Below are 24,151 nucleotides of genomic sequence, written 5' to 3' on the forward strand. Positions count from 1 at the left end.
GGTCAGACCATCATACCATAAATTTATTTAAAATTGGGGGAGTGGAGAGTTTGAAAAAAGTAAGTGAGCACTGGAAACAAGCGCTTACAGCCTATGCTGACGGCACCAGCCTATTCTCAGAGTTTGAAACCAGGGCAAAAAATGCAGCGGCTGAGGTTTTCCGGGTCAAAACAGCAGCCGAAGCAAAAGAAGTCATTGCCAACCTCGTAAAATACACAAACGCCCGTAAAATTGTAGCTGTTAACAGCCCGCTGCAACAAGCGGCCGGTATCAATGCCGCATTGACCGAACTTGGCGTTACCCTTTATACTGAGCAAGCAGATATTGCCGAGCATGCTGAAAGTGCCGACATTGGCATCTCAGCCGTTGAATTCGCAATCGCCGAATCAGGCAGCGTTTGCCAGGATGCTATGGCATTTGAAAGCCGTTTAGTCTCGATGCTTCCTCCCGTTCATGTTGCTTTTATGAACAGTGGCAATGTTGTGCCTGGCGTAACTGAAGCTATGGAGGTTATCTCTAAGGTTTACGATCATGGTTATATTAGTTTTATTACCGGCCCCAGCCGTACTGCCGACATCGAACGCGTCCTGACAATCGGCGTGCATGGTCCCAGCCGTTTTGTCATTATTGCCGTTGATGAAGAAGTTAGCGGGGGTGGCAACTAATGGAAACAAATAACCGTAATATAAAGAATGAAATTGACGAGAAACTCAATGATGAGGTCTTACGCGGTGCCTTAGGGCGATTTGCCGAAGCCTATCCTATCTCCCGGGCTAAAGCCTATGAAAATGTGGCTGATATCGAAGCCCTTCGTGAGCAAGTCCGACAAATGAAGATGGGTGCTGTTGCCAACATCGACAGCCTTGCCAATAAATTTGAAGCTGAAGCAACTAAACGCGGTGCTAAGGTGTTCCGCGCCAAAGACGGGGACGCGCTGAAAGAATATCTAATTAATCTCTGTAAAGAAAAAGATGTAAAGCGGATTGTCAAATCCAAATCCATGGCCTCGGAAGAAATTCACCTTAACCATGACCTGGAAGCAGCTGGCCTTCATGTAAAAGAAACCGATCTGGGGGAGTGGATTATCTCCTTAGCCGGACACAAACCCTCCCATATGGTTATGCCGGCCATTCACTTAAACCGCGAACAAATTGCCAACTACTTCTCTAAAGAACTGAAACAGGAAATCCCAACAGATATCCCCTTTATGGTACAGGCTGCCCGTACAGCCCTCAGAACTGAATTCCTGCAGGCAGATATGGGTATCTCCGGCGCAAACTTTGGGATTGCCGAGAATGGTGCTATCGGCCTGGTAACCAATGAAGGCAACGCCCGTCTGGTTACTACCCTGCCACGAATTCATGTTGTTATCATCGGTTATGAAAAACTGATTCCGACCATCAAAGACGCTGCTCCTATCCTGCGCACCCTGCCGCGTAATGCCACCGGCCAGCTAATGACCAGTTATATGACTATGACCTCAGGCACTACCCCGGTAATGGTTAAACACGACGGTAAGTGGATTGAGCAAGATAAGGAACTACATATTATTCTCTTTGATAATGGCCGCTTGACAGCGGCCCATGATGATAAATTCAAAGAAATCTATCAATGCGTCCGGTGTGCCTCCTGTCTCAATGTTTGCCCTGTGTATACCCTTGTGGGCGGCCATGTATACGGCCACATCTATGCCGGCGGCATCGGCGCCATCCTGACTGCCTTTTTAAACAGTATGGGTGATTTCGAAAAGATTAATGAGCTGTGTATTGGCTGTCGCAAATGTGTTGAGATTTGCCCTGGCAAAATCGATATTCCCCATCTCATTGAAGAACTCCGGGCCAAGGCGGTCAAAGAACACGGCCTGCCGTTCGGCGTTAAGGCAGTATTTGAAAATGTTCTGGCAAACCGCAAGGTTTTCCATACCCTGCTGCGTTTAGCAGCTATTGGTCAGAAACCCTTCCAGTCCGGTCGCCTAATCCGCCACCTACCACTATTTTTGGCAGGCATGGCCAAAGACCGCAGCCTGCCGGCAGTTGCCGACGTCCCCTTCCGGGATCGCGTCACCAAAATCACCAAGAAAATAAATAAACCTGCAAAACGAATTGCTTTCTTCAGCGGCTGTAACATTGATTTTATTTTTCCTGAAACCGGCGAATCAGTATATAAAGTTCTCCATGACCTTAACATGGAAGTAGTCTTCCCAGAAGAGCAAAGCTGCTGTGGTAAACCGGTACTGGGTATGGGCGACCGGGAAACAGCCAAACGGATTGCCAGGAAAAATATCGAGGTCTTCGAAGCAGCCAACGCCGACACCATCCTATCGGCCTGCCCAACCTGCGCCGAAACCTGGCATCAGACCTATGTCGAATTGTTTGACGATGAGCCGGAGTGGAAAACCCGTGCCGAGAAACTCGGCCATAAGGTCTGTGAGTTCACTAGTTTTGTCGCTAAGGAATATCAGAAAACCGGCCGCTTAGCCAAAACAGCCGGCAACAAAAAAGTCACCTATCATGATTCCTGCCATATGAAACGAGGCCTCGGCATTTACACTGAGCCGCGTCAGCTGCTGGAAGCCGCCCCAGGGTATGAGCTGGTAGAAATGAAGGACTGTGACAAATGCTGCGGCATGGCCGGGGCTTTCGGTGTCAAATACAGTGAACTGTCAATGCCTATCCTCAAACAGAAAATTACCAATATCAAAGCCAGTGATGCAGAGGTTATTGCCGTTGCCTGCCCGGCCTGCATGATGCAGATTCAAGGCGGCCTGGACAAACAACTGCCTGCTGTGAAAATTAAGCATATCGCAGAGATTTTAGCAGAAAATATCAAAAGTTAAAGTAGGTATTGTAAAGGAGTCTTCCAAATCGGAAGACTCCTTTTGCTTATGCCCGCTTATCTGGCAGCCTGCCCTAAAGCAAAACCAGTTTCCAGTGCTTTCTTATTCAGGTCTTCTGTACCTTTAGGTACTCTGGCCAAAACCGCCTGCGTCAGGCAATTCAGCCCAACTACACCCGAAAAACCGGCCAGCGCACCTAGAGCGACGATATTAGCAACCATAACATTGCCCAGCTCATTGCGGGCAATATGAGTTATCGGCAACGCCAGCTTATCAGCCGCTACTACCGGCAGCGTTTTAACAAGCGTAGTATCGACAATCAACCGGCCACCTTCTTTCAACAGCCCAATATATTTATTGCATGCTTCCTGGCTCATAGCAAGCAAAATATCGGCTGTGGTCGCCTTCGGATAGTCAATCTCTTCATCGCTGATAATGACCTCAGATTTACTGGCCCCGCCCCGTGCTTCCGGACCATATGACTGAGTCTGAATCGTCTGTTTGCCATCTAGAATAGCAGCCTCTGCCAGGATGATGCCTGCCAGAATAAGACCTTGCCCGCCGGTACCGCTTAAGCTAATCTGCCACATTACCGATTCCCCCTTTGAGCCTGAACACGCGCAATAAGCTTGTCATACTCGGCAGTATACTCAGGGGCTTCAGACCGGTGAAGCTCACCAATCAAAAACTTATCTTTAAGCTGCTCCGGTGTGAGTTTGGAAGCTGCCTGAACAGGAATCGCTTTTTCCTTCTGCCATTCCATCATTTTAGCCGCCGAACCCATCTTGTTTTTACGCCCGTAAGAAACAGGACATTGGGTGATGGCATCAATGACTGAAAAGCCTTTATTCCCGATCCCTTTCACAATAAGGTCTGTTAATAAAGTCGCGTGAAACGCAGTAGCCCTGGCTACATAAGTGGCACCGGCGGCGGCAGCCAACGCGCCAATGTCAAACGAGCGTTCAATATGACCAAATGGTGCCGTACTTGATTTGCTTGCCACCGGGGTAAGCGGTGACGACTGGCCCCCGGTCATGCCATAGATATTATTATTAAAAATAATTGTCGTAATATCAATATTGCGTCTGGCAGCATGAATGAAATGATTGCCGCCAATAGCGGTAGAATCGCCGTCACCGGTAATAACCAGCACATTCAGTTCGGGGTTGGCCAGCTTAATGCCGGTAGCGAAAGTCAGTGCCCGGCCATGGGCCGTATGTACGGTATTAAAATTCATATAGCCTGACGCCCGTGACGAGCAACCGATTCCTGATACAATGATTGTCTTGTCCTGTGCAAGCTCCAGTTTATCAATAGCCCTGATAAGAGCAGCCAAAACAATGCCATTGCCGCAACCTGGACACCAGATGTGGGGAAAAGCCGAAGGCCGTAAATATTTTTCAATGTCTGCCATTATTTAGCACCTCCAGCTGCGGTGACAATAGGCTCCAGTATTTCTTCAGGCTTAAACAGTTCGCCATCAACCCTGGTTACAGATACAACCTTATCCCGCCCCACATACCGCTCTATTTCACCGGCCAGTTGGCCATAATTCATTTCTGGCACAATGACCTTGCCAACCTGGCTGGCTGCCTGTTGAACAATCTGACCGGGGAATGGCCAGATTGTTATCAGTTTTAGCAGACCGGCTTTGATTCCCTGTGCCCTGGCAGCCTTAACAGCTGCTATTGCAGCGCGGGCCGATCCACCATAAGCGACTACCAATACTTCGGCGTCCTCAAGATAGTGCTCAGTATACAGGGTCAGCTCAGCCTGTGCGTTATCAATCTTGGTATGGAGGCGTTCAATAAGCTCTGCGGTGAGATTGTTGGCCTGGGTAGGTTGCCCCTGGTAGTTATGCACCAAGCCTGTAACATGATAATAGTAGCCTGAACCAAACGAGGCCATCTCCGGAACGCCGTCAGCAGCAGGCTTATACGCCTGATATTCACTGGGTGGTACTGAAGGCAGCTTACGGTTTACAATCTCAATATCATCTGGCTCCGGCAATTCCACCCGTTCACGCATGTGACCAATTACCTCATCCAGCAACAAGATAACAGGGGTGCGGAATTTCTCCGAAAAATTCACGGCTTTAACAGTCACGTCAAAACACTCACGCACCGAGGCCGGAGAGAGAGCAATCACACCGCGGTCACCGTGACTGCCCCAGCGAGCCTGCATAACATCACCCTGACCTGGTGAGGTGGGCTTGCCGGTACTTGGACCTAACCGCTGTACGTTGACAATAACTACCGGAATCTCTGCAATTGAGGCATAGCCAATTAGTTCCTGTTTTAACGAAAACCCGGGGCCACTGGTAGCAGTAAGAGCCTTAACACCAGTCAAAGCTGCACCACAGACAGCGCCCATACTGGCTATCTCATCCTCCATTTGAATAAACTTACCACCCAGCTCCGGAAGCTTCTCGGCAAGTATTTCGGCAACTTCAGTACTTGGGGTAATTGGATAACCGGCGAAAAAGCGGACTCCCGCCGCCAGCGCCCCCTCAGCACAAGCCTGATTGCCCTGCATTAAGCGCGCTTTGGTCACTTGGTATCCCTCCCAGCATCTTCTTCCTTAGTTACTTTCACGGCATAATCCGGACATCGCAGTTCGCATTGACCGCAGACAACACATTTATCAGGATCTTTTACATAAATTTTGCCCATGTCGTCTAAGTCGAGGACAGATTTAGGACAAAAGTATACGCAGATACCGCAGCCCTTACAGAGCTTTGGCTTAACAGACAGTGCCATAACAGCTTTTCACTCCTCTTTCCGTTCAGGTAATTACAGTTATTTCTAGCATATCCTGTATTATTATAAGCTATATTAATAGGTTATTCAATATTTTCTGGATTTTGTATTATACCTATGCTTTTTGCTGACAGTGCATAAAAAAAGACCACCCAGGCACATTGACCCAGGTGGATAAGTATGGCTATAAAACCCTACCGGCTTGTTTTCATGCTATTCTTTAATTAGAATCATTCTATCAGCAGCCTCAGCCACAATTCTAACCTTCATTCTCTCCGGTTCAGTTAGTTCCTTGTAGTCAGCCTGCTGAGTGACAAAATAGGCTTTACCTTGTGCATTATTAACAGCAGCAGGTAACTCCATTGCCTTGACCTCAATTCCATAGATATCAGTATAATAGGCAAACCCTGGACGAAGAAATTTCATCACATAGACTGGCGATTTACCATCATATTTGCCGGTAAATTCATGAGCAATATATTTTGAAGTGAAATAAGGGGCAACTCCGGAAAACAACATACCAACAAGCACCATGGAAAACAGGGTCATGCCAATTACCTGAACCCAAAAGGCCTTCCCAATCTGCCGCTTCCAGATAAAAAATATTGAGCATAGTGCCATTACGCTAAACAACACAGCAGTAATCCCAACACCATTTGTGAGGGCAGGGAACAGCTCCAAACTGGCAAACATACCGGCAATCAGCAAAGCTGACAAGACTGAGAGTATAACCGGCCAGGCAGTCCGTCTTGCTCTTAAACCCCAAACCCGGTCAATATACCATCCGGCAATAAGTGCCAGCGGCGGATACATTGGCAATATATAAGATACCAATTTAGTCTGTGATATTGAAAAAAAGATAAAAATAAAAACAGCCCAGATGTTCAAAAACAATAATGTCCGGTTACTCTCCTGGCTGCTTTGCGTTAGCGAAACCCATACTGACTGAAAAAGGATTGATGTCCAAGGAAAAAAGCCTAATAGCAGCACCGGAATAAAATAATACCAAACAACTAATTCCGGATGCTCCGGTGAAGTAAAGCGGGTTACATTATGAAACCCCAGGAAAGTATCAATAAAGGTACTGCCATGTACACTATACATAAACAAATACCAGGGCAACGCAGTTACTGCAAATAACCCAATTCCAGTTAGAAGTTTCATTTCTTTTAACAGGCGGAAGCGACTGGTAGCAGCTAAATACAGGAATATTACGGCACCAGGGAACAAAAATCCCACTGGTCCCTTAGCTACAGTAGCCAAACCGGTAAAGATATACATTACATAATAACGTTTTGTAATAAACCCCAATAAAGCAAGTGTCAGACAAAAATTAAGAGTAATATCGGTAACAGCCGCTTTGCCAAGATAAAAATATTCTATACTTGTTGCTAAAACGAGAGCACCGGCCAGCGCTGCCCGTTTATTAAACAGCTCCCGGCCGAACCAGTATAAGGCCAAAACCCCGGCAACACCTAAAAATGCCGAAGGGAAACGGGCTGAGAATTCACTCATGCCAAACACCTTAAAAGCACCAGTTACCAACCAATAATACAGCGGAGGTTTGTCATACCAGTATTCCCCATAGATACGTGGCGACAAAAATTCATTAAACTGGATCATCTCTTTAGGGGTTTCTGCATAAACAGGCTCATCCGGATCCAATAAAGGAATACTCCCTAAATTAAAAAACATAATAATTAACGCAATCACTGCTACAACCCAAAGATTACTATCTAACCGCCTTACCATGCTCGTCCCCCGTTTATTTATTTAAAGAATGATACGTTCGCCGCAAACCTTCCGCCAGCATCATCTGCGGCTTCCAACAAATATTATCAATAGCAGCACGATTTGATAGCATGGAATGATAAATATCCCCATCCCTGGCCGAGACATGTACCTTAGCCACTTGTTTTCCGGCTGCCTCTGCCAGCAATTCAACCAAATCATTAACACTAATTTGTGACTGTGTGCTAATGTTATATACCCTGTTAACTGCCGCTTGCGGAGCCGTAAGCACTTGACAGTTAGCTTCAGCCACATCGCCGACATAAATAAAATCCCGGGTTTGCCCACCATCGCCAAAAACTTGAACAGGCTGATCGTGGCGTATTTTCCGGGTAAAAATGCTGACTACTCCACCTTCGCCACCATCTCCCTGCCGCTCGCCATAGACATTGGCATAACGGAAGGCAACATAGTCTATCCCATGTATCTGATGATACAGAGCCAGGTATTTCTCACTAGTGAGTTTCGTCAATCCATAAAAAGACGCCGGATTTAGCACACAATCTTCAGTAATAGGCAGTCTGTCAACATCCCCGTACACAGCAGCACTAGAAGATAGAACTACCCGCTTGACACTTGTCTGGCGGCATGCTTCTAACACATTTACAAGGCCAAGCAAATTTATCTTACAATCAATATCCGGATGGTCAATGGAATAAGGCACTGCAGTCTGGGCGGCCAGGTGAACCACATAATCAAACCTTTCCTGGGCAAATACCTGCGACAACCCACTATCCACTATATCCATTTCAATAAACTTAGCCCTGCTATCAAGATTATCACGCAAACCAGTACTCAGATTATCGAGTACGACAACCTCCCAGCCTTTGTCCAGCATTTTATCAACAGTGTGTGAGCCGATAAAACCAGCACCGCCAGTTACTAATGCTTTCATCATCAATCATCCTTTATCTTTATTCAAACCGGCAAACGACACCAGGTCAATATTATTCTTCTTTAAGCAGTCTGCAACCTGTGGACTGGTAACTGCAGCTAACTCTTGCTGCCAGTGGTAATCCCAAGTAAAAACAGGATTTAATATCGCATCATCCAGTCCAGGGTGAACCATAATTTCACTAGTGCCCTCAGGCAGGTTGTCAATAATCTTGTTTAGCAATCTTTTTTCCATACTGCCGCCGGCCAGCATGCCGTAAAAATGATCTGGCACAACCAGCCTGGCCCGCCGGGCCTTAAGCCGGGCCAGGCCAGCCAAAACGCTGAGACCTGAGCGGCCAATAATCCGGCCGGCCGATGGTCTAAAGCCGCCAAAAAACAACAAGGGTTCGGCCGGAATTCGTATGGCCCGGATATTAAACTCCCTGGCAATATCAATAACAATATCAATAATCCCCGGTACAATATGCAGATGCTGATGGCTGTCAAGATGAGTAACCTGAATTCCAGCTGCCAATACCTTTCTGACCTGAGCCATAAGCTCCCGGTGCACATCCCCCAGCCGGATGCCGGCAGAACAAATTTTTCTTAGAAATACCGGATACTTAGAACAAAGCAGCCCTTCCTGATCAATCAGCGAGGGTATTTGCCCCGGTTCAGCCGCAGGACAGCCGCCTACAAGGGTAAGATGGACGCCAATCCCCAGCGTCCGGTAATCGGCTGCTAAAGCAGCCGCGTGCGCAAAAGCAGGGCCGCCAGCCATAATTGTGGTACTGGTTATACACCCAGTAGTATGTCCAGCAATAATGCCCAGATTAATATTCTCATGCAAGCCAAAATCATCAGCATTTACAATTAATTTTTTCATAGCTACCTCGAGGTAATTATTACATAGAGCACAATCACAATTGGGCAAAAAATCCCTGGTATGACTTGATCAGCGATTTCTGATACTATAATTGGTCACACGGCCAAATAAAAAAACAGGGAGGTCACATTATGCAAAACAAACAAAGCAAACAGGCAGAAAGCAAACAGAAATATGGTACTCTGACTGCTACGCAGGATGCCAACAATGACTATTCGAGCAGCACTTCCAGCAACTATGCCACTTCAGGAACTTCAGGAACTTCAGGAGCTTCAGGAGCTTCAGGAGCTTCCGCAACCTCTTCTACCACTGCTTCAAACTCTGCAAGCTCAGCTGATATGAACCAATTGAGCAAATTGGCTAAACAATCCCAAACCGGCAGTGCCACCTCGGCTGCTACCAATTCCAAAAGCCAAATGGCCAACCAGACTCTAACTGCAAAGTATGATGCAAACGGCGACTACAGCGCCGAATAACAGGGTAACCAAGTGGCGGCGCCGGACTATTCTCATGAATGGTCCGGCGCCGCTTTATTTACCTGGTAACAGTCTCCGTATGGGCGGCATAAGCGCTATGGTTGTGAATAGATTCATAATTCTCGCATTCCACTTCAAACCATTGTACACTTTCAATCTGGCGTAATGTGAGTACTAAATCCCTGAGTACATCTTCCACAAACTTGGGATTCTCATAGGCTTTCTCAGTAACATACTTTTCATCTGCACGTTTTAAGAGCGAATACACCTGACAGCTGCCTTGCTGTTCCATTAAGGCTGCCAGATCCTCAATCCAGATAAATCTGCCATGCTGATGCTTAATCTTTACCCGCATAATGCCCCGCTGATTATGAGCTCCATACTGGGATATTTCTTTACTGCAGGGACACAACGAGGTAAACGGTACTGTAATACCAAACATAAAGTCCAGATGTTCATCCTTAGCCAGACTGCCGGAAAACATACAGTCATAGTCCAACATACTTTTGAAACCGCTTACCGGGGCAGTTTTTTCAATAAAATATTTAAAATAAATATCAATATGAGCCCGCTGGGCATGTAAACGATCAATCGTATCTGTCAGCATATATTCAATCTCTTTATAAGACACCGGCTTCTGACTCCAATCGCTGAGGATTTCAATAAACCGGCTCATATGCGTACCTTTAAACTCCTGGGGTAAATCAACCGTAAGCTTAATTTTTGCCAGCACTGTCTGAAACGAACCACTCTTGGTCTTAATTAAAAACGGTAAGTGAACGTCACTGACCCCGACCTTTTGAATAGCGATACCGCGCTCATCGCAGCTGTTTTGAACATCCTTAATGCTGTTGCGTCCTTGAGCTGTTTGATTCATTTTATTCACTCCTAGTACGATACAAAATAGGGTCAGCCAGACCTGCCTCCGCAAATCCCTTAAGGCGCAGGAGGCAGCTGTCACATTGTCCACAAGCCTCATCCCCACCCTGATAACAACTTGTTGTCAGGTAAAGCGGCGCACTCAGCCTGTTCCCCAACAGCACAATATCTCTTTTGGTCAGATTTATCAATGGCGTTTCAATTATTGTTTTCCGGCCATCCTCAGTAGCCGCTTTTGTAGAATAATTAGCTAACTGCTGGAACAAAGCGATAAACTCTGGCCGGCAGTCAGGATATCCTGAGTAGTCAAGTGCATTAACGCCAATATATATCCGGTCAGACCCGGTTACCTCAGCGTAGCCAAGAGCGTAGCTTAAAAATATTAAGTTTCTGGCCGGTACATATGTAACCGGTACCCCGCTAGCGTCAATATTGCCCTGGGGAACAGCCAAGCTAGTGTCTGTTAGCGCGCTGCCGCCAATAGCCTCCATATTGGTCTCAATAACTAAATGGCGGTCAACATGATAATGCTGAGCTACACTGGCTGCAGCTGCAAGCTCCCTGCTATGCCTCTGGTGATAGTTGAAACTGATTGGTAACAGCTCATACCCTTCACTGTTGGCGACAGCCATACATACAGTCGAATCCAATCCGCCTGATAGTAGCACAACTGCCTTTTTATTCATAAGCGATCCCCTTATCCTGTGTGTATTTACATTAAGCCCTAATAACGTTAACAATGCTCAAACCTTTATTACGTTCCAAATCAATATATTGCTGGTCCTCAGTCACAACGATTGGCCTGGAGGCCATAAATTGCCCTAAGTAAATAACCTCGGCATGCCGGCCATCGCTTAACTCAACGATATTGCCAACAAAGTAGTCGCGAACGTTATTTAAGAAAACAGTGCAGATAGCCGGGTCTAGTTTGTTGAACATTTCACCAACAATTATCTCGACAACGGCAAAGGGCGAAATCTTGCGATGATAAACCCGGTCAGAAGTCATAGCATCATATATGTCTGCAATCGCAATAATCTTAGCATATTTGTGAATATTATCACCTGAAACAGTGAAAGGGTAACCACTTCCATCAAAACGCTCATGATGCTGGAGAACCCCATAGATGACTCCCTTGGGGGCATTGGGAGTATCGCGGACCAGCTGATACCCTCTGATTGTATGAAGACGCATAATCTCCATCTCTTCCAGGGTAAGCTTACCGGGCTTATTCAGTATCTCAAGCGGAATCTGGGTCTTACCCACATCATGCAGCAACCCGGCCAGCATCAAGTCTTGTAATTCCTGACCGGTATACCCAAGCCATTTACCTAATACACCGCAAATAACAGCAACATTAACAGAGTGATGAAAGGTATAGTCATCCTGCCGGCGGACCATATGCATATGATTAATTACACCAGTTGTGTTAATAAGCGGCTCAATGGCATTATTCACTAATTCTCGCATGGTTGTAAGCGGCACTTCTTTATAAAAACGAAGCTTTAAAAATGAGTCCTTTAATAAAATTACGGTGTGATCATAATCAGCATAAAACTTTTTCTGAAGAACTGTTTCCGGAATAGAAAAATCGATCTCAAGCTCTGATGATACTAGTTCTTTGATAAATACGGTACTTATATCCCAGAATTTTAAGCCTGCAATCATACTCTCTGAAAGAATTGTGCCTTCACTTAATATAACTCTATCGTCGTTAGTTAGCACCATTCGTCCAATTTCCATGCCAGACTCAACAGCGCTAATGGGATACGGTTTAATCCGGTACTTAGTGCTCACCTTGCTTCCCTCCCCCGCTCAACTGACCTTGTTTTGCCCATTAGCGAAAAAGTTACAATATTAACAATATAATTTTACATGATTTCGTTTTTTCCTGCTAAAAAGTTCCCAAATTACTTATATCTGCTCAAAAGTCTTAAAATGAAGCTTACAAACCTGCTTTAACGCATCTTTTCCGTACCTAACGGCAAAATCCCGGGCCACTGGCACCACCTGGACTGCCCCCTTGGGAAATACCATGTCATACTGGGCTGCAAGAGCAGCCATACTTCCTAAAAAGCGGTCCCGGGCCAAGATGGAGGCTGCTGCCACCGCAACATTACGCTCGGCTTTGTGCATCTGCACCAGCGTAATCGTCCTGCCTTTTTCCATAAGCTCAGCCTGAATAAAACGCTCATGCGCAAATTGATCGGCTAAAGCAAATTGGGCTGGTTCTTTAGCCAGCAGGCTTTCAAGTGCCCGGGCATGTGAGAACGCCAAAAGGTGGTTAAGATTTCTTCCGGCATTGCTAAACTGGCTGTAGGTGGCGTTATAATCAGCAGGCATCCATTCCAGTTCCACAAATTTGCCGGCACATTCCTCGCGGATCCGCACTGCCAATGCCCGATTTTTCTCATCTGACAGCGCTTTACTGTCCTTAACACCGACAGCGGTAAGTCTACCGGCCGACTGGTCGTCAACAAGTACAGCAGCCACAACCAGCGGACCAAAAAAGTCACCTTTGCCTGATTCGTCAAGACCGATCCATTTATTATCAAAATCTTTTACACCTTCAAAACCCGGCGGCCGCCCGGCAAACATGTGTGACTTTGCGGCGTCCGCCCCGGTGGCAATTGGTATTTGCCCCTGGGTAATGGCCGATACTGCCTCTTTAAGCGGTGACTGTGAGCCCCCTACAACAATGCTGATGCCTTTTTTGCCACTATAAATATTAACAGTCACAGCAGTCTGTCCATCTGAGACTTTTAGCTGTCTGCCGTAATTGATCGGCTTATCTGCAGTGATTTTATAGCCGGCCTGGGCAAAGCGTTCAGACAAAACAGCCAGCCTTGCACTTAATATATCCATTCATATACCTCTAACAAAATGACATCGCTTCTTTAAGAGCCAGATGCTGGATTACCTTGAGCGGCAGCCCCAGCTCCTCCGCTATTTTACGGCAATCTTCATATTCGGGTGCCACATTACATATTTTACCCTGATATGAGCTAATTTTTACTTTGACATCCCCCCAGGGCAGTCCCACAACAATAAACTCGCGATTGGCGATAGCCCTTGTTACCGGGTAGAAACGCATACCGATAGATGTTGTCTCTTCTAAAATAACCTCAGCGATCTTTGCCTGACAATCCTCAAGCAATAACGCCGACAGTTTAGTTGCTGGCCGGCCTTTTTTCATGATGATCGGTGTAAGCCACACGTCAAGCGCTCCGGCAGCAAAAAGTTTGTCCATTATATAACTGTATAGCTCAGGATTCTGATCATCAATATTGGCTTCAACCACCAGATAGGGCTTGTCATCCTGCCCCTCAATCTGTCCTGATATGGCGTCTGCCGGTATTTCTCCCAGATATAACCGCAAAACATTGGGAATATCCAGATCCCAGGTACCGGCGCCATAGCCAACATGACTACTAATAAAGCCGTCAGGCATGGGACCGTAACCCCGGCCCAGTGTTGCCACTACTGCCGCCCCAGTCGGGGTTACCAATTCCTTGGCAATATCCCCCTGATAAAAGGGGATGCCACGCAACAATTCAGCGGTTGCCGGGGCCGGCACCGGTATCAGGCCATGACAACACTTGACGAAACCACTGCCTACATGAAGCCGGGAGGCATAAATCTGCTCAACACCTAAATAATCGAACGCCCAGGCAACCCCAATAATATCAACAATCGAATCAACAGCCCCAACCTCGTGGAAATGGATTTCATCAACCGGAACACCGTGAACCCTGGCCTCAGCCTCAGCCAGACGGGTAAATATCTGTTTACTTGTCTCTTTAACAACAGGCGTAAGTGCTGATTGCTCAATAATGTTCATTATGTCTGCCAGATTGCGATGGTGATGCCCGGCATCATCAACCCTGACATCCAGATATAAAGCACTGATCCCCCCCTTATCAACCCTTGTTATCGACAACTCATAGCCGGTTACCGGCAGTTTTGCCAATTCGGCCCGGAGTAGTTCTTCAGGTGCTCCAATATCAATTAAAGCACCAAGCAGCATATTACCACTGATGCCGGCAAAACAGTCCAGATAAATAGTCTTACATTTTGTAGCCATAATCCAAATCACCTCATATGATTAATAATACTTGCTAACCGGCCTGCGCCGAAGCCATTATCGATATTGACAACACCAATTCCGGCTGCGCAGCTGTTGAGCATACTTAATAATGCCGACAGACCACCGAAATTTGCACCATAACCAATACTTGTCGGCACAGCAATAACCGGTTTTGAGGCCATGCCGCCAACCACACTGGCCAGAGCTCCCTCCATGCCTGCCACAACGATCAGAACATTCGCTTCTTCAATAAATCTCCGTTGGTCTAAAAGCCTGTGAATGCCAGCCACGCCGACATCATACACCCTTTTTACCTTATTACCCATCATCTCGGCCGTAATAGCAGCCTCTTCAGCTACAGGAATATCACTCGTCCCGGCACTCATGACCAAAATAACGCGTTCCTGATCCACCGGAGGTTTTTGGCGTTCAATAGTAATTAGCCTGGCTAACTCGTGATACTGCGCATCAGGCAAAACGCTTTTAACCGCATCATACATCTCTCTGGTGGCCCTTGTTGCTAAAATACTGCGATTATACACAGCAAGCCTGTCCATAATTGCCAGTACCTGCTCCACGGTTTTCCCCTGGCAAAAAACCACTTCAGCAAAACCCTGCCGCAATAGCCGGTGATGATCAAGTTTTGCAAATTCTAGATCTTCATAAGGCAATATTTTCAGTTTTTCAATCGCTTCATCCAGCGAGAGACCGCCTTTCTTAAACTCTTTGAGCAGGTTGCTTACGTAATCAATATCCACTTCTCCACCTCGTCCAACTTTTCATTTATTCCTGTGCAGTTTGAGTCAAGCGTAACATATGTAAACCCCAGCCTCTTTATACCTGCCGCTAGGTCTGGCTACTAAAGCAGATAGTTTAGGCAGCACCAGATTGTCCCAGGTACGCTGCTGAAAAATGTTCCTTTTTGCATAATAACACCTCTGGGGCGGATTGGCAACAACGTCAGTAATTTACCCGTTGAAAGAGATATTACCCTCTCATTTTAGCAACATAAAGACATAATGTCCTAATGGGCATTATGTCTTTATAAGAATTCAATATTAACAGTTAAAATCCTGTTAGAGGTTATCTTTTTTTAATTCTGCAGTTGGAGAGCCGGATGACAACTTTTCAACAGCACTTCCAGTGACTCAATAATTTTTAGCTGCGTTTCTTCCATCAACAACATTCCGTGATTTAATAATATCACCTGCGGATTGAGCCGGATTTGCGTCTCACGGACAGCCATTTCCAAATGCCCGATAGCTAACTCCATTTGTTCAGCAGCAGCCAACACCTGACTATCCAGCAATCGCTCTAAGAGTATATAGTGGTAGGTTTGCACTAGCTGCGCAGCCTGGCTATAACCCTCACTATTATAATGATAACGGGCAAATTCTGAAAAATGATTAACAAACCCGGTGAATTCATGACTAGTGGCAAGTGTCATATCAGATACTGCACAATAGATTAGTTTGTTTAGCTCATGAATATAGCTATTTTGCACCCTCATTAATGCCAGCAAATTATTAAGTTCTTCCATCTGGTTAAACAATGGCATCACCCCCAAGGCGGCGCGTCTAAGAACACTATGATGTATGATATTCAGTTTCTAAGCATTATGTCACTAAAGAACATGAAAAGCCGTCGCTGAGCGGTTCGGTAAGAACGCCCGGCGGCGGCTAAAGCTACTCTATATTATACTATTTATAAATATCAGGATTGACACAGGTAAGCGGCCTATTTCCGGTAAGGACGGCAATAATATTGTTGGCGGCAATTTCAGCCATGGCATTGCGGGTTTCGACTGTTGCATTCCCCAGATGCGGCGCCAGAACCACATTATCAAGCAACTCCAGTCCGGCAGTCACTTTCGGCTCAAACTCGTAAACATCAAGCGCCGCTCCGGCAATTGTTTTATTTCGCAGCGCCACCAGCAAAGCGGCCTCGTCAATTAGCGGGCCACGCGCTGCATTGATCAGAAATGCCGTTGATTTCATGCTGGCCAGCTCTTTAGCACCAATCATATGCTTCATCGTTGGGTTGTAGCTCTGATGAAATGTTAAAAAATCGGCTGTCTCAATCACATCGGTAAGCGGCATAAATTCAAGCCCCAGCTCTTGTTCTATTTCGGTGCTTAGCCGGGTCCGGGTATAATAGATTATGCGCATGTCAAAGCCTTTGGCACGTTTAACGACCGCTTTACCGATATTGCCCATGCCGACTACCCCCAGTGTCTTGCCTGATACTTCGACACCCAGGTGGTAAAGTGGTGCCCACCCCGTAAACTTACCGGCCCGCGTGGTTTTGTCGCCTTCAACAATACGGCGGGCAATAGCCAGAATGAGACCCCAGGTTAAATCAGCAGTAGCATTTGTCGAAACCTTCGGGGTATTGGTCACCGGAATTCTGCGGGCTGTAGCGGCAGGCACATCGATATTATTAAAGCCGGCACCGTAATTGGCAATAATCTTTAAACCGGGATTTGAGTGAATAATATCCGCATCAATGCTGTCAGAAAGCAGGCATAACAAAGCATCCTTGCCTGCCAGACCATCGACAATCTCCTGTTTAGTCAATAAACGGAGGTCGTTATGCATTGTTACCTCATAATGCCGGGACAGCATATCGGCTGCAATCTGAGGAATGATCCCTGAGACAAATACTTTTTGTTTCACGCTAACAGCTCCTTTTTTATAACCTGCCTGACCTTGTCTAAGCATTATATATTTTACCAAAATTCGCTTAATTATGGTAGACTCCCCTAGCAGGATAACCGATCTTTTGTAACGAATAATTGGAAAAAGATTTATTGAGGAGGTTTTATATGGCAATGCTTTCCATGACCGACCAAGCCTTCGACTATATTAATAACCAGGGTAAACCTGTATATCTTGAGCTTTTCCAGGTCATTAGCTGCTGCATTGATCTGAGAGAAAGCCCGGCTGTGCGCTTAGGCCAGCCTCATAACCCTGAAAACTACACCCGCGAAGAAATCCGGGGTATTATGGTATATGTCCCCCATGAACTGCCTAACATCCCACTGACGATTACCCTCAGCAACTTTTTTTCGTTTAAAAAACTGGTTATTGAAGGCTGGCAGCTAGCCTAAAGAAAGCCCTGGCGTTAAACGCCAGGGTTCTTTTCTGTCAGATCAGTTTTTTCTTCTCTAAAATAATTCTGCATTTTATCAATAAGCAGATAGACCAGCGGGATAATAACAAGCGTCAAAAAGGTCGATGTAATTAACCCGCCAATAAGCGCAACACCCATCGAGGAACGGATTTCCGCCCCGGCACCAATGCCTAATGCAATTGGCAGCATCCCAAAGATCATAGCCATGGTAGTCATTAGGATTGGCCGCAGCCGCACAGAACCGGCCTCCACCAGCGCATCAATAATCGGCACCCCTTGCTCTCGCTGCTGGTTCGCATAGTCGACCAGTAAAATAGCATTTTTAGTTACCAGACCCATGAGCATGATAACACCAATCAGAGACATGATGTTAATCGTATTCCCTGCTATCAGCAAGCCAAGGACAGCCCCAACCAGGGAGAATGGCAATGACAGCATAATGGTCAACGGATGAATAAAGCTTTCAAACTCTGCTGCCAGTACCATGTAAATCAAAACGACAGCTAATACCAATGCTTTAGTAATCTCGTTAAACGAGCTTTCCATCATCTGCGCCTGACCTACCAGCTTGTGGGTATACCCCATCGGGAGATTAAGACCCGGAATAAATTCTTTTACTTTAGCAATTACCTCGCCGGGGGAGGTACCCACAGCGTTAGCATAAACAATGACCTGCCGTTGGCGGTCTTCGCGGTCAATCTGCGTTGGGCCGGAGGAAAGCTTTACCTCCGCAATATCGCCTAGCCGGATAAAGCCATGCTGGCCGCTAATCCGCAGATTGGCCACATCCTCCAGGCTGAGCCTGTTTTCCTGTTTTAGCTGAACCCGGATATCATAATCACTGTCAGCAACATTATATTGATTCTTAGCTGTTGAGCCTAAAAAAGCAATTTGTACCGCCTTGCCGGCGGCAGTCGCATCAAGGCCGACATCCCCTAACCGGTTCGGGTCAAATTTAACCTGCACCTCAGGTTCAGATTGCTCACTTGATATGTCAACATCGGTAGTACCGGGGATCTGCTTAATTTTCTCTGCCAGTGTATTGGCGTACTGATTCAGCGTATCAAGTTCTGGGCCACGCAGCGCTACCTGAATTGGACGGGAATCACCGCGCCCCTGGCTTTGGCCTGTTGATACAGATACCTTTAGACCTTTGACATTTCGAAACTGAACGCGCAGTGAATCCATAATCTGCATCATGGAACGTGAGCGCTTACTTGAATCTACTAACCGGATACCAACCATGGAACGGTACACCTGACGGTTCGTACCGACAACCATATATGCTGATTCAAGCTCGGGAATAGCCATAACCTCTTTCTCGACCTGAGCCATCAATTCTTTACTGCGTTCGATGGAGGTTCCGGCCGGCGCCATCACATTGATATTGAATTCGCCCGAGTCATAGGTAGGCTGAAACTCTGAGCCCAGAAAGGGCAGCAATAAAGCGTTGAGGAACAGGGATAACAGGGCCAGGGCCACAAGCTTCCTGGGTCGCTGCAGCGCCCAGTATAAAATCTGCCGGTAGGTTTCCCGGAGCGACTCAAAACCGTGCTCCCACTTATCCAATAGCGCCTCCAGCCAGCGCAAGCGACGACCTGCTGCATCATGACCTGTCTTAAGCCAGTAAGCTGACAACATCGGTGTAAGGGTAAAAGCCACAAACAGGGAGAATGCCACTGCAAATGCGACAGTCAGCCCGAATTGCTTGAAATATTGACCGATAATCTCGCCCATGTTGCCAACAGGCACAAATACAGCCAGGATAGAGAAGGTTGTTGCCAAAACGGCCAGCGATATTTCTTTAGTCCCTTCACGGGCTGCAGCCATAGGGCTTTTCCCATCCTCCATATGACGGAAGATATTTTCCACAATAACGATAGCATCATCAATGAGGATACCCACCGCTAAGCTAAGGCCCATGAGCGACATGTTGTTAAGGGTAAAATTCATCACCTTCATCAAAAAGAAGGTGGATATAATTGAGGTCGGAATGGCAATGGCACCAATTACCGTAGCCCGTGTATTGCGCAGAAACAGGAAAGTGATGGCTACTGCCAGCAAGCCGCCAAACACCATGGATACCATAACATCATCAACACTGTCTCTAATATAAGTGGCGTTATCCCGTACCTTAGTCACCTTAATATCTGGCGGCAGCACGTTCTGCTCCAACTGCTGCATCGACTGCTTGACTTTTTCAGCAACCCCCACCGTGTTGGTACCGGACTGCTTCTGAATTGACACAATCACGCTGGGCACACCGTTTGTCGCGGCATAGGTGCGTTCTTCAGCCCAGGTATCCTGGACACTGGCCACATCCTGCAGGCGCACCAGACGCCCCTCTTGGTTAAGAACGATAATATTCCTGATATCATCGACACTCTCATATTTACCAATTGTTCTAACCGTCAGCTCAATACCTTTTTCCGTAACCCGGCCCCCCGGGGTATTGATATTGTTGTTATTAACAACATCAAGCAACTGCTGTAAGGAGAGACCATAGGCCTCAAGCTTACGCGGGTCGGCCAGAATCTGGATCTCCCGTTGAGCAGCCCCGTACACACTGACCTCGGCTACCCCTTCCAGTTGCTGGATCTGGTCCTTAACAATATCCTCAGCAATCTTTCTGATCTCACCGCGCTGCCTGACGTCTGACGCCAGGCTGAAAGTAAGAATCGACTGCGCAGTAATATCAAACCGCTGCACTACCGGTTCATCAATCTGCTCCGGCAGCCGCCGCCGGACCCCGGCAACCTTTTCCCGCACATCATTGGCAGCCATCTTAGGGTTGGTACCCAGCTCAAATTCAATGGTAGTCTGAGATACGCCCTCCCGTGATACTGATGACAGGGTCTTAATACCGGCAACCGAGCTGACAGCATCTTCAATGGGTTTGGTAATAAGGCTCTCCATCTCCTCCGGTGAGGCACCGGTATAGGTGACACTGGCCATAACAAGGGGAAACTCTACATCAGGATAAAGATCAACCCCCAGACCGGGATATGAGGTTAGGCCAAATACTACCAGCAGCATAACCAGCATGGTGGTAAATACCGGCCGTCTTATAAAAACGTCAATCATTTACTTGCCAGCCTCCCCGGGCGCTCCCAGTCTGACTGTGGAACCATCCCGCAGTTTGTTCTGGCCGGCGATTACAATCTTTTCGCCTTCCTTAACACCATCAACCACCTCGGCCCAGCCACCGCCTACATACCCCAGGGTAAGGGTACGCTGCTCAACCTTGTTATCAGCGGTAACCACATAAATGGTCTTAATATCTTCCTTCATTACCAACGCCGTTTCCGGCACGGCAATCGCTTGCGCGTGGATTTGCCCAGGAACTTCAACCTTAGCAAACATCCCCGCCTTCAGGATATTTTGCTGATTAGGGATTGACACCTCGGCAATAAACGTCCGCGAAGGCATCGCAGCAACTGGCGACACCCGGGTAATGCTGCCGGTAAACTCCTGATTGCCCAGGGCATCTACCTTGACCTTAACACTGGCACCTTGTTTAAGTTGAGTAATCTCGGCTTCGCCGACAGTAGCTTTTGCCAGCAAGGTGCTAATGTCAGCCACAGTTACAATGGATGACCCTGCTTTGGTGTAAAAACCCGGCTGCAAAAAGCGCTTGACAACTACGCCACCGCGTGGCGCAGTCACAGTGGCACCTGTTAGTTTGCTATCATAGAGGGCCATTGCGCCCTCAGCCGCTCTGACCTGACCTCCGGCTAAATCCCGCTTAGTCCTGGCCGAGTCCAGCGTTTGTGTGGAAACAGCCCCCTGTTTAGCCAGTGTTTCCATCCGCCTAAAATCAAGTTCTGCCTGCTCCAGATTGGCCTTAGCCTGTAACAGGCTGCCCTCGGCCTGGATAACCTGGGCCGAAAGTTCTCCCATATCAAGCACAGCTATCGTCATCCCGGCAGAAACGGAATCTCCCTCATCGACAGTGAGCTTGTCGATACGTCCGTCAACTTTGCTGGAAATATCAGCATTCCATACTGGTTCAAGATTAGATGAGAAGGTTAACACCGGGGTAATATCCCGCCTGGTTACAGCTGCAACCTCGACAGCTACGGCCTGTCCCTGAGACACCCGGGCAGCCCGTTCTTTGCCGGTTTGCATGTTACTGTAAATCCGGTAGCCAACAATACCCGCCAAAACAAGTGCAACAACTGCTACAATAATAATTGCTTTTCTCTTCTTGCTTGCCAACCCGCTCATTCCTCCAAAAGAATAAATTAGATACCCAATTCCTATTCGACAGCTAAATAGGCTCTCCTGCAGTGAAATGTTAAATTTTCGTTATGTTCATTAACCAGCCATGTGTAAATATTTTCCTGTATTTTCCATGTAATCTTACTATAAAAGTGTGACAAAAGTATGACAAAAGCTACCCACCGGTTGTAATTGGCAGCAGCCCTGTTTTAGCTGCTCTTTTTTACTTGCCGCTTAAGCAGATCACTTCGAAATTAACAAAACAAACAGCCCTGTCACCCGCAGGACTGTTTACTAATATATATGATAACAGGAGTGTATATGGTATAATTAGTAAAACAATTGTTAAACTTTTTAACCGGTTTAGGGAGTGAATACAGTGAAAAAAACACTTTCCCAGCAAGGATTTTTGCTCATTGAAGTGTTACTAGCTATTGTTATTATTTCAACCGCCTTAATAGCAATTGGCGGCTTATTTCTGCACACAGGAAAATCAGCTAACACCTCTACAGAGTATACAACAGCTGCCAATTTAGCACTAAAACAGTTCGAATACCTGAAGCTCCGGCAACAAGGTACGAACCCAATCTTAACTACTACAACCACTTACCCCTATAAGCGTAATGATTGGCTTGATAGTGACTTGGAGACTACGGCAACATCTTCAAATCCTGTTTTTTCTGTAAATACAACGGCAGTTCAGTGCACCGAAGAGAATGCCTCTAATTTGGTGGAGGTTACAGTAACAGTAAGTTGGCATAACAAACAAAACATCGCTTATGCAGTACCATTTACAACCTTCTTCCCTAAAGTAGCCCCTCCCTCCTAAAACTATTTATCGGAAAGTGGAAAGGAAGTATTGATGAAAAGCAATTACACTAAACAAGCCGGAGTTACTCTAATAGAGATTCTCGTTTGGATAACCTTAACCGCCATACTAGGATTAGCTTTAAGCGGGCTATTCTCCTCTTTAGTTAAAAATTATATGTATGGGCAACGACGATATGATGTTCAGCAAACTGCAGATCTGGTTTTGTTAAATATTTCAAATAATTTACGTTACGGCAATAACTATGATATTAAAGCATACACACCAGCCTTTAAAAATGAAGCCTTATACTATGAATCTATCAGGCCAGATGAATTTATCAGCCCCAACGAACCAGGCAAATTTTTATATTACATCGACAAAAACGATTTTCATTTTTACCAAGTTCCTTTTGCGGGGGGAACGCCCATACGGGTTCCCGGGCACTCATTTGTTAAGCCTACCGACATTCGCATTACTGAAATACCAGATCCGGAAACACCAATTTTTGAAGGCAATTCTACTCACATGAATATCTCTGTTCGTGTCACTGACACCGTGTACAATCAATTTATTGATCAAACAATCATGATTATACCAATTAACTCATTCGTAAAGTAGGAGGGCGAAATTATGCTGAAACTAATACGTAACTCAAAAGGGTCGGCAGGTATGCTTGCGATAATGGCTATGTTATTTCTCGGCATTATCGGGGGTGCTTATGCCACATTGAGTGCCAGTAATATTGCCACTGCCGCCCGTACACGTGATGACATTGCCGCTCAATATCTGGCTGAAGCGGGAGCGCAGTGGGCATTAGCTTATTTGCCTAGTCATTTGGCAGATGTACCAAGTAATGGCTCAGAACTAAGTCTCCCCGTTGTTAAGCGAAATTCCGGAACTCCTACTGCTGGTACTTATACAGTAAAAGTAAAAAAAGATCAATCAGACTCAAGTATATTCACAATTATATCTACTGGTCATGTAAATAATTCAGAGATTAATGTCATTTTGACAGTAAAAGCCGAAGGCGGTAATGGAGGTGGTGACGAAGGCGAGGCTAATAACGCCATATTTAAATATGCAGCATTTGCTCAAAATGATATGACATTAAACAATAATGCAAAAATAGCCGGTAGTATACGAACGAATACTGCTCTTAATATTAATGCCAACAGTGTAAAAGTAGAAGGAAAGGCGTATTACCAAACTCTCGGTAGCAATACATTAACTAATAAATCTACTGTTAATGACAACATTGATAACGGTAATGATCTAGTAAAAAATACTGATACTTTAACCTTAGATGTAGATAAACTAATGAAAACCATCCCCTCATTAACTAAAAGTGGTTCTAACTTAAAAACTTTGATACAAAACAATGCAAACAGTGGTAATAC

General features: G+C 46.2%; 24 protein-coding genes. 7 read left to right on the forward strand and 17 right to left on the reverse strand.

Annotated elements, in window-relative coordinates; genetic code table 11:
* Positions 1-41: 41 nt before the first annotated feature.
* Both VN379_RS01280 and ldhH read left to right on the forward strand, forming a co-directional pair.
* Positions 42-665 carry a lactate utilization protein C gene (locus tag VN379_RS01280; protein ID WP_325530048.1) on the forward strand — a complete coding sequence of 208 codons (624 nt, stop codon included), beginning with the start codon at positions 42-44 and terminating at the stop codon, positions 663-665.
* Positions 665-2,836 (forward strand): L-lactate dehydrogenase (quinone) large subunit LdhH, encoded by a 2,172-nt coding sequence (gene ldhH / locus VN379_RS01285; protein WP_325530008.1) that lies wholly within the window; start codon positions 665-667, stop codon positions 2,834-2,836. Before VN379_RS01280 ends, ldhH begins: the two co-directional genes overlap by 1 nt.
* A gap of 56 nt (positions 2,837-2,892) precedes the next feature.
* Here the strand turns inward: ldhH and VN379_RS01290 are convergent, their stop codons facing one another.
* From VN379_RS01290 to VN379_RS01320, 7 genes are all read right to left on the reverse strand, one after another.
* On the reverse strand, positions 2,893-3,426 hold the full coding sequence (locus tag VN379_RS01290) for a 2-oxoacid:acceptor oxidoreductase family protein (protein WP_325530010.1): 534 nt from the start codon (positions 3,424-3,426) through the stop codon (positions 2,893-2,895).
* Positions 3,426-4,250: a thiamine pyrophosphate-dependent enzyme gene (locus VN379_RS01295; protein WP_414714943.1), complete on the reverse strand. Its 825-nt coding sequence runs from the start codon at positions 4,248-4,250 to the stop codon at positions 3,426-3,428. Before VN379_RS01295 ends, VN379_RS01290 begins: the two co-directional genes overlap by 1 nt.
* Entirely contained in the window at positions 4,250-5,389 is a 1,140-nt protein-coding gene (locus VN379_RS01300; protein ID WP_325530012.1) for a 2-oxoacid:acceptor oxidoreductase subunit alpha, read from the reverse strand. Before VN379_RS01300 ends, VN379_RS01295 begins: the two co-directional genes overlap by 1 nt.
* Complete coding sequence (locus VN379_RS01305; RefSeq protein ID WP_325530014.1) at positions 5,386-5,595, reverse strand: 4Fe-4S dicluster domain-containing protein; 210 nt, start codon at positions 5,593-5,595, stop codon at positions 5,386-5,388. Before VN379_RS01305 ends, VN379_RS01300 begins: the two co-directional genes overlap by 4 nt.
* A gap of 213 nt (positions 5,596-5,808) precedes the next feature.
* Positions 5,809-7,347, reverse strand: a complete 1,539-nt coding sequence (locus VN379_RS01310; protein WP_325530016.1) for a glycosyltransferase family 39 protein — start codon at positions 7,345-7,347, stop codon at positions 5,809-5,811.
* 13 nt (positions 7,348-7,360) lie between these two features.
* Positions 7,361-8,281: an NAD-dependent epimerase/dehydratase family protein gene (locus VN379_RS01315; RefSeq protein ID WP_325530052.1), complete on the reverse strand. Its 921-nt coding sequence runs from the start codon at positions 8,279-8,281 to the stop codon at positions 7,361-7,363.
* 6 nt (positions 8,282-8,287) lie between these two features.
* A complete protein-coding gene (locus VN379_RS01320) occupies positions 8,288-9,148 on the reverse strand; it encodes a ChbG/HpnK family deacetylase (RefSeq protein ID WP_325530018.1) in 861 nt (286 codons plus the stop codon).
* Between the two features lie 131 nt (positions 9,149-9,279).
* Here VN379_RS01320 and VN379_RS01325 point away from each other — a divergent pair, with 131 nt between their 5' ends.
* On the forward strand, positions 9,280-9,624 hold the full coding sequence (locus VN379_RS01325) for a hypothetical protein (protein WP_325530020.1): 345 nt from the start codon (positions 9,280-9,282) through the stop codon (positions 9,622-9,624).
* A 58-nt stretch (positions 9,625-9,682) separates the two neighbouring features.
* Here VN379_RS01325 and folE2 read toward each other — a convergent pair whose 3' ends face one another.
* The 8 genes from folE2 to VN379_RS01365 form a co-directional block, all read right to left on the reverse strand.
* On the reverse strand, positions 9,683-10,471 hold the full coding sequence (gene folE2, locus VN379_RS01330) for a GTP cyclohydrolase FolE2 (RefSeq protein ID WP_325530054.1): 789 nt from the start codon (positions 10,469-10,471) through the stop codon (positions 9,683-9,685).
* 31 nt (positions 10,472-10,502) lie between these two features.
* Entirely contained in the window at positions 10,503-11,189 is a 687-nt protein-coding gene (gene queC, locus VN379_RS01335) for a 7-cyano-7-deazaguanine synthase QueC (RefSeq protein ID WP_325530022.1), read from the reverse strand.
* Positions 11,190-11,220: 31 nt separating this feature from the next.
* Positions 11,221-12,300, reverse strand: coding sequence for an HD-GYP domain-containing protein (locus tag VN379_RS01340; protein ID WP_325530024.1), 1,080 nt, complete (start codon positions 12,298-12,300; stop codon positions 11,221-11,223).
* Between the two features lie 117 nt (positions 12,301-12,417).
* The gene (gene rnhC, locus VN379_RS01345; protein WP_325530026.1) at positions 12,418-13,368 is read right to left on the reverse strand and encodes a ribonuclease HIII; all 951 of its coding nucleotides are present in this window, start codon (positions 13,366-13,368) and stop codon (positions 12,418-12,420) included.
* A 10-nt stretch (positions 13,369-13,378) separates the two neighbouring features.
* Positions 13,379-14,587, reverse strand: coding sequence for a nickel pincer cofactor biosynthesis protein LarC (gene larC, locus VN379_RS01350; protein WP_325530028.1), 1,209 nt, complete (start codon positions 14,585-14,587; stop codon positions 13,379-13,381).
* Positions 14,588-14,595: 8 nt separating this feature from the next.
* Complete coding sequence (larB, locus tag VN379_RS01355; RefSeq protein ID WP_325530030.1) at positions 14,596-15,348, reverse strand: nickel pincer cofactor biosynthesis protein LarB; 753 nt, start codon at positions 15,346-15,348, stop codon at positions 14,596-14,598.
* A 335-nt stretch (positions 15,349-15,683) separates the two neighbouring features.
* Positions 15,684-16,142 carry a hypothetical protein gene (locus tag VN379_RS01360; RefSeq protein ID WP_325530032.1) on the reverse strand — a complete coding sequence of 153 codons (459 nt, stop codon included), beginning with the start codon at positions 16,140-16,142 and terminating at the stop codon, positions 15,684-15,686.
* 148 nt (positions 16,143-16,290) lie between these two features.
* Positions 16,291-17,265: a 2-hydroxyacid dehydrogenase family protein gene (locus VN379_RS01365; RefSeq protein WP_325530034.1), complete on the reverse strand. Its 975-nt coding sequence runs from the start codon at positions 17,263-17,265 to the stop codon at positions 16,291-16,293.
* 149 nt (positions 17,266-17,414) lie between these two features.
* Between VN379_RS01365 and VN379_RS01370 the strand changes: the two genes are divergently transcribed.
* Positions 17,415-17,699 carry a CC/Se motif family (seleno)protein gene (locus VN379_RS01370; protein WP_325530036.1) on the forward strand — a complete coding sequence of 95 codons (285 nt, stop codon included), beginning with the start codon at positions 17,415-17,417 and terminating at the stop codon, positions 17,697-17,699.
* 14 nt (positions 17,700-17,713) lie between these two features.
* On the opposite strand, the gene VN379_RS01375 is transcribed toward VN379_RS01370, so the two are convergent.
* Both VN379_RS01375 and VN379_RS01380 read right to left on the reverse strand, forming a co-directional pair.
* Complete coding sequence (locus VN379_RS01375; RefSeq protein ID WP_325530039.1) at positions 17,714-20,806, reverse strand: efflux RND transporter permease subunit; 3,093 nt, start codon at positions 20,804-20,806, stop codon at positions 17,714-17,716.
* Entirely contained in the window at positions 20,807-21,940 is a 1,134-nt protein-coding gene (locus VN379_RS01380) for an efflux RND transporter periplasmic adaptor subunit (RefSeq protein ID WP_414714944.1), read from the reverse strand. It abuts the gene before it with no gap.
* Positions 21,941-22,322: 382 nt separating this feature from the next.
* On the opposite strand from VN379_RS01380, the gene VN379_RS01385 reads away from it, so the two are divergent.
* From VN379_RS01385 to VN379_RS01395, 3 genes are all read left to right on the forward strand, one after another.
* Positions 22,323-22,772, forward strand: coding sequence for a type II secretion system protein (locus VN379_RS01385; protein WP_325530043.1), 450 nt, complete (start codon positions 22,323-22,325; stop codon positions 22,770-22,772).
* A gap of 33 nt (positions 22,773-22,805) precedes the next feature.
* The gene (locus tag VN379_RS01390; RefSeq protein ID WP_325530044.1) at positions 22,806-23,372 is read left to right on the forward strand and encodes a prepilin-type N-terminal cleavage/methylation domain-containing protein; all 567 of its coding nucleotides are present in this window, start codon (positions 22,806-22,808) and stop codon (positions 23,370-23,372) included.
* A 12-nt stretch (positions 23,373-23,384) separates the two neighbouring features.
* Positions 23,385-24,151, forward strand: a 767-nt coding sequence (locus VN379_RS01395) for a hypothetical protein (protein ID WP_325530046.1), incomplete at its 3' end; no start/stop codon positions are given.

The organism is Sporomusa sp. (assembly GCF_035561255.1).
Classification (GTDB): domain Bacteria; phylum Bacillota; class Negativicutes; order Sporomusales; family Sporomusaceae; genus Sporomusa.

Excerpts from the sequence above, each read along its gene's own strand:
- rnhC (WP_325530026.1), bottom strand. The coding sequence starts at position 13,368 with ATGGATATATTAAGTGCAAGGCTGGCTGTTTTGTCTGAACGCTTTGCC.
- larC (WP_325530028.1), bottom strand. The coding sequence starts at position 14,587 with ATGGCTACAAAATGTAAGACTATTTATCTGGACTGTTTTGCCGGCATC.
- VN379_RS01325 (WP_325530020.1), top strand. The coding sequence starts at position 9,280 with ATGCAAAACAAACAAAGCAAACAGGCAGAAAGCAAACAGAAATATGGT.
- VN379_RS01370 (WP_325530036.1), top strand. The coding sequence starts at position 17,415 with ATGGCAATGCTTTCCATGACCGACCAAGCCTTCGACTATATTAATAAC.
- VN379_RS01320 (WP_325530018.1), bottom strand. The coding sequence starts at position 9,148 with ATGAAAAAATTAATTGTAAATGCTGATGATTTTGGCTTGCATGAGAAT.
- VN379_RS01295 (WP_414714943.1), bottom strand. The coding sequence starts at position 4,250 with ATGGCAGACATTGAAAAATATTTACGGCCTTCGGCTTTTCCCCACATC.
- VN379_RS01305 (WP_325530014.1), bottom strand. The coding sequence starts at position 5,595 with ATGGCACTGTCTGTTAAGCCAAAGCTCTGTAAGGGCTGCGGTATCTGC.
- ldhH (WP_325530008.1), top strand. The coding sequence starts at position 665 with ATGGAAACAAATAACCGTAATATAAAGAATGAAATTGACGAGAAACTC.
- VN379_RS01390 (WP_325530044.1), top strand. The coding sequence starts at position 22,806 with ATGAAAAGCAATTACACTAAACAAGCCGGAGTTACTCTAATAGAGATT.
- queC (WP_325530022.1), bottom strand. The coding sequence starts at position 11,189 with ATGAATAAAAAGGCAGTTGTGCTACTATCAGGCGGATTGGATTCGACT.
- VN379_RS01310 (WP_325530016.1), bottom strand. The coding sequence starts at position 7,347 with ATGGTAAGGCGGTTAGATAGTAATCTTTGGGTTGTAGCAGTGATTGCG.
- VN379_RS01375 (WP_325530039.1), bottom strand. The coding sequence starts at position 20,806 with ATGATTGACGTTTTTATAAGACGGCCGGTATTTACCACCATGCTGGTT.
- VN379_RS01290 (WP_325530010.1), bottom strand. The coding sequence starts at position 3,426 with ATGTGGCAGATTAGCTTAAGCGGTACCGGCGGGCAAGGTCTTATTCTG.
- VN379_RS01315 (WP_325530052.1), bottom strand. The coding sequence starts at position 8,281 with ATGAAAGCATTAGTAACTGGCGGTGCTGGTTTTATCGGCTCACACACT.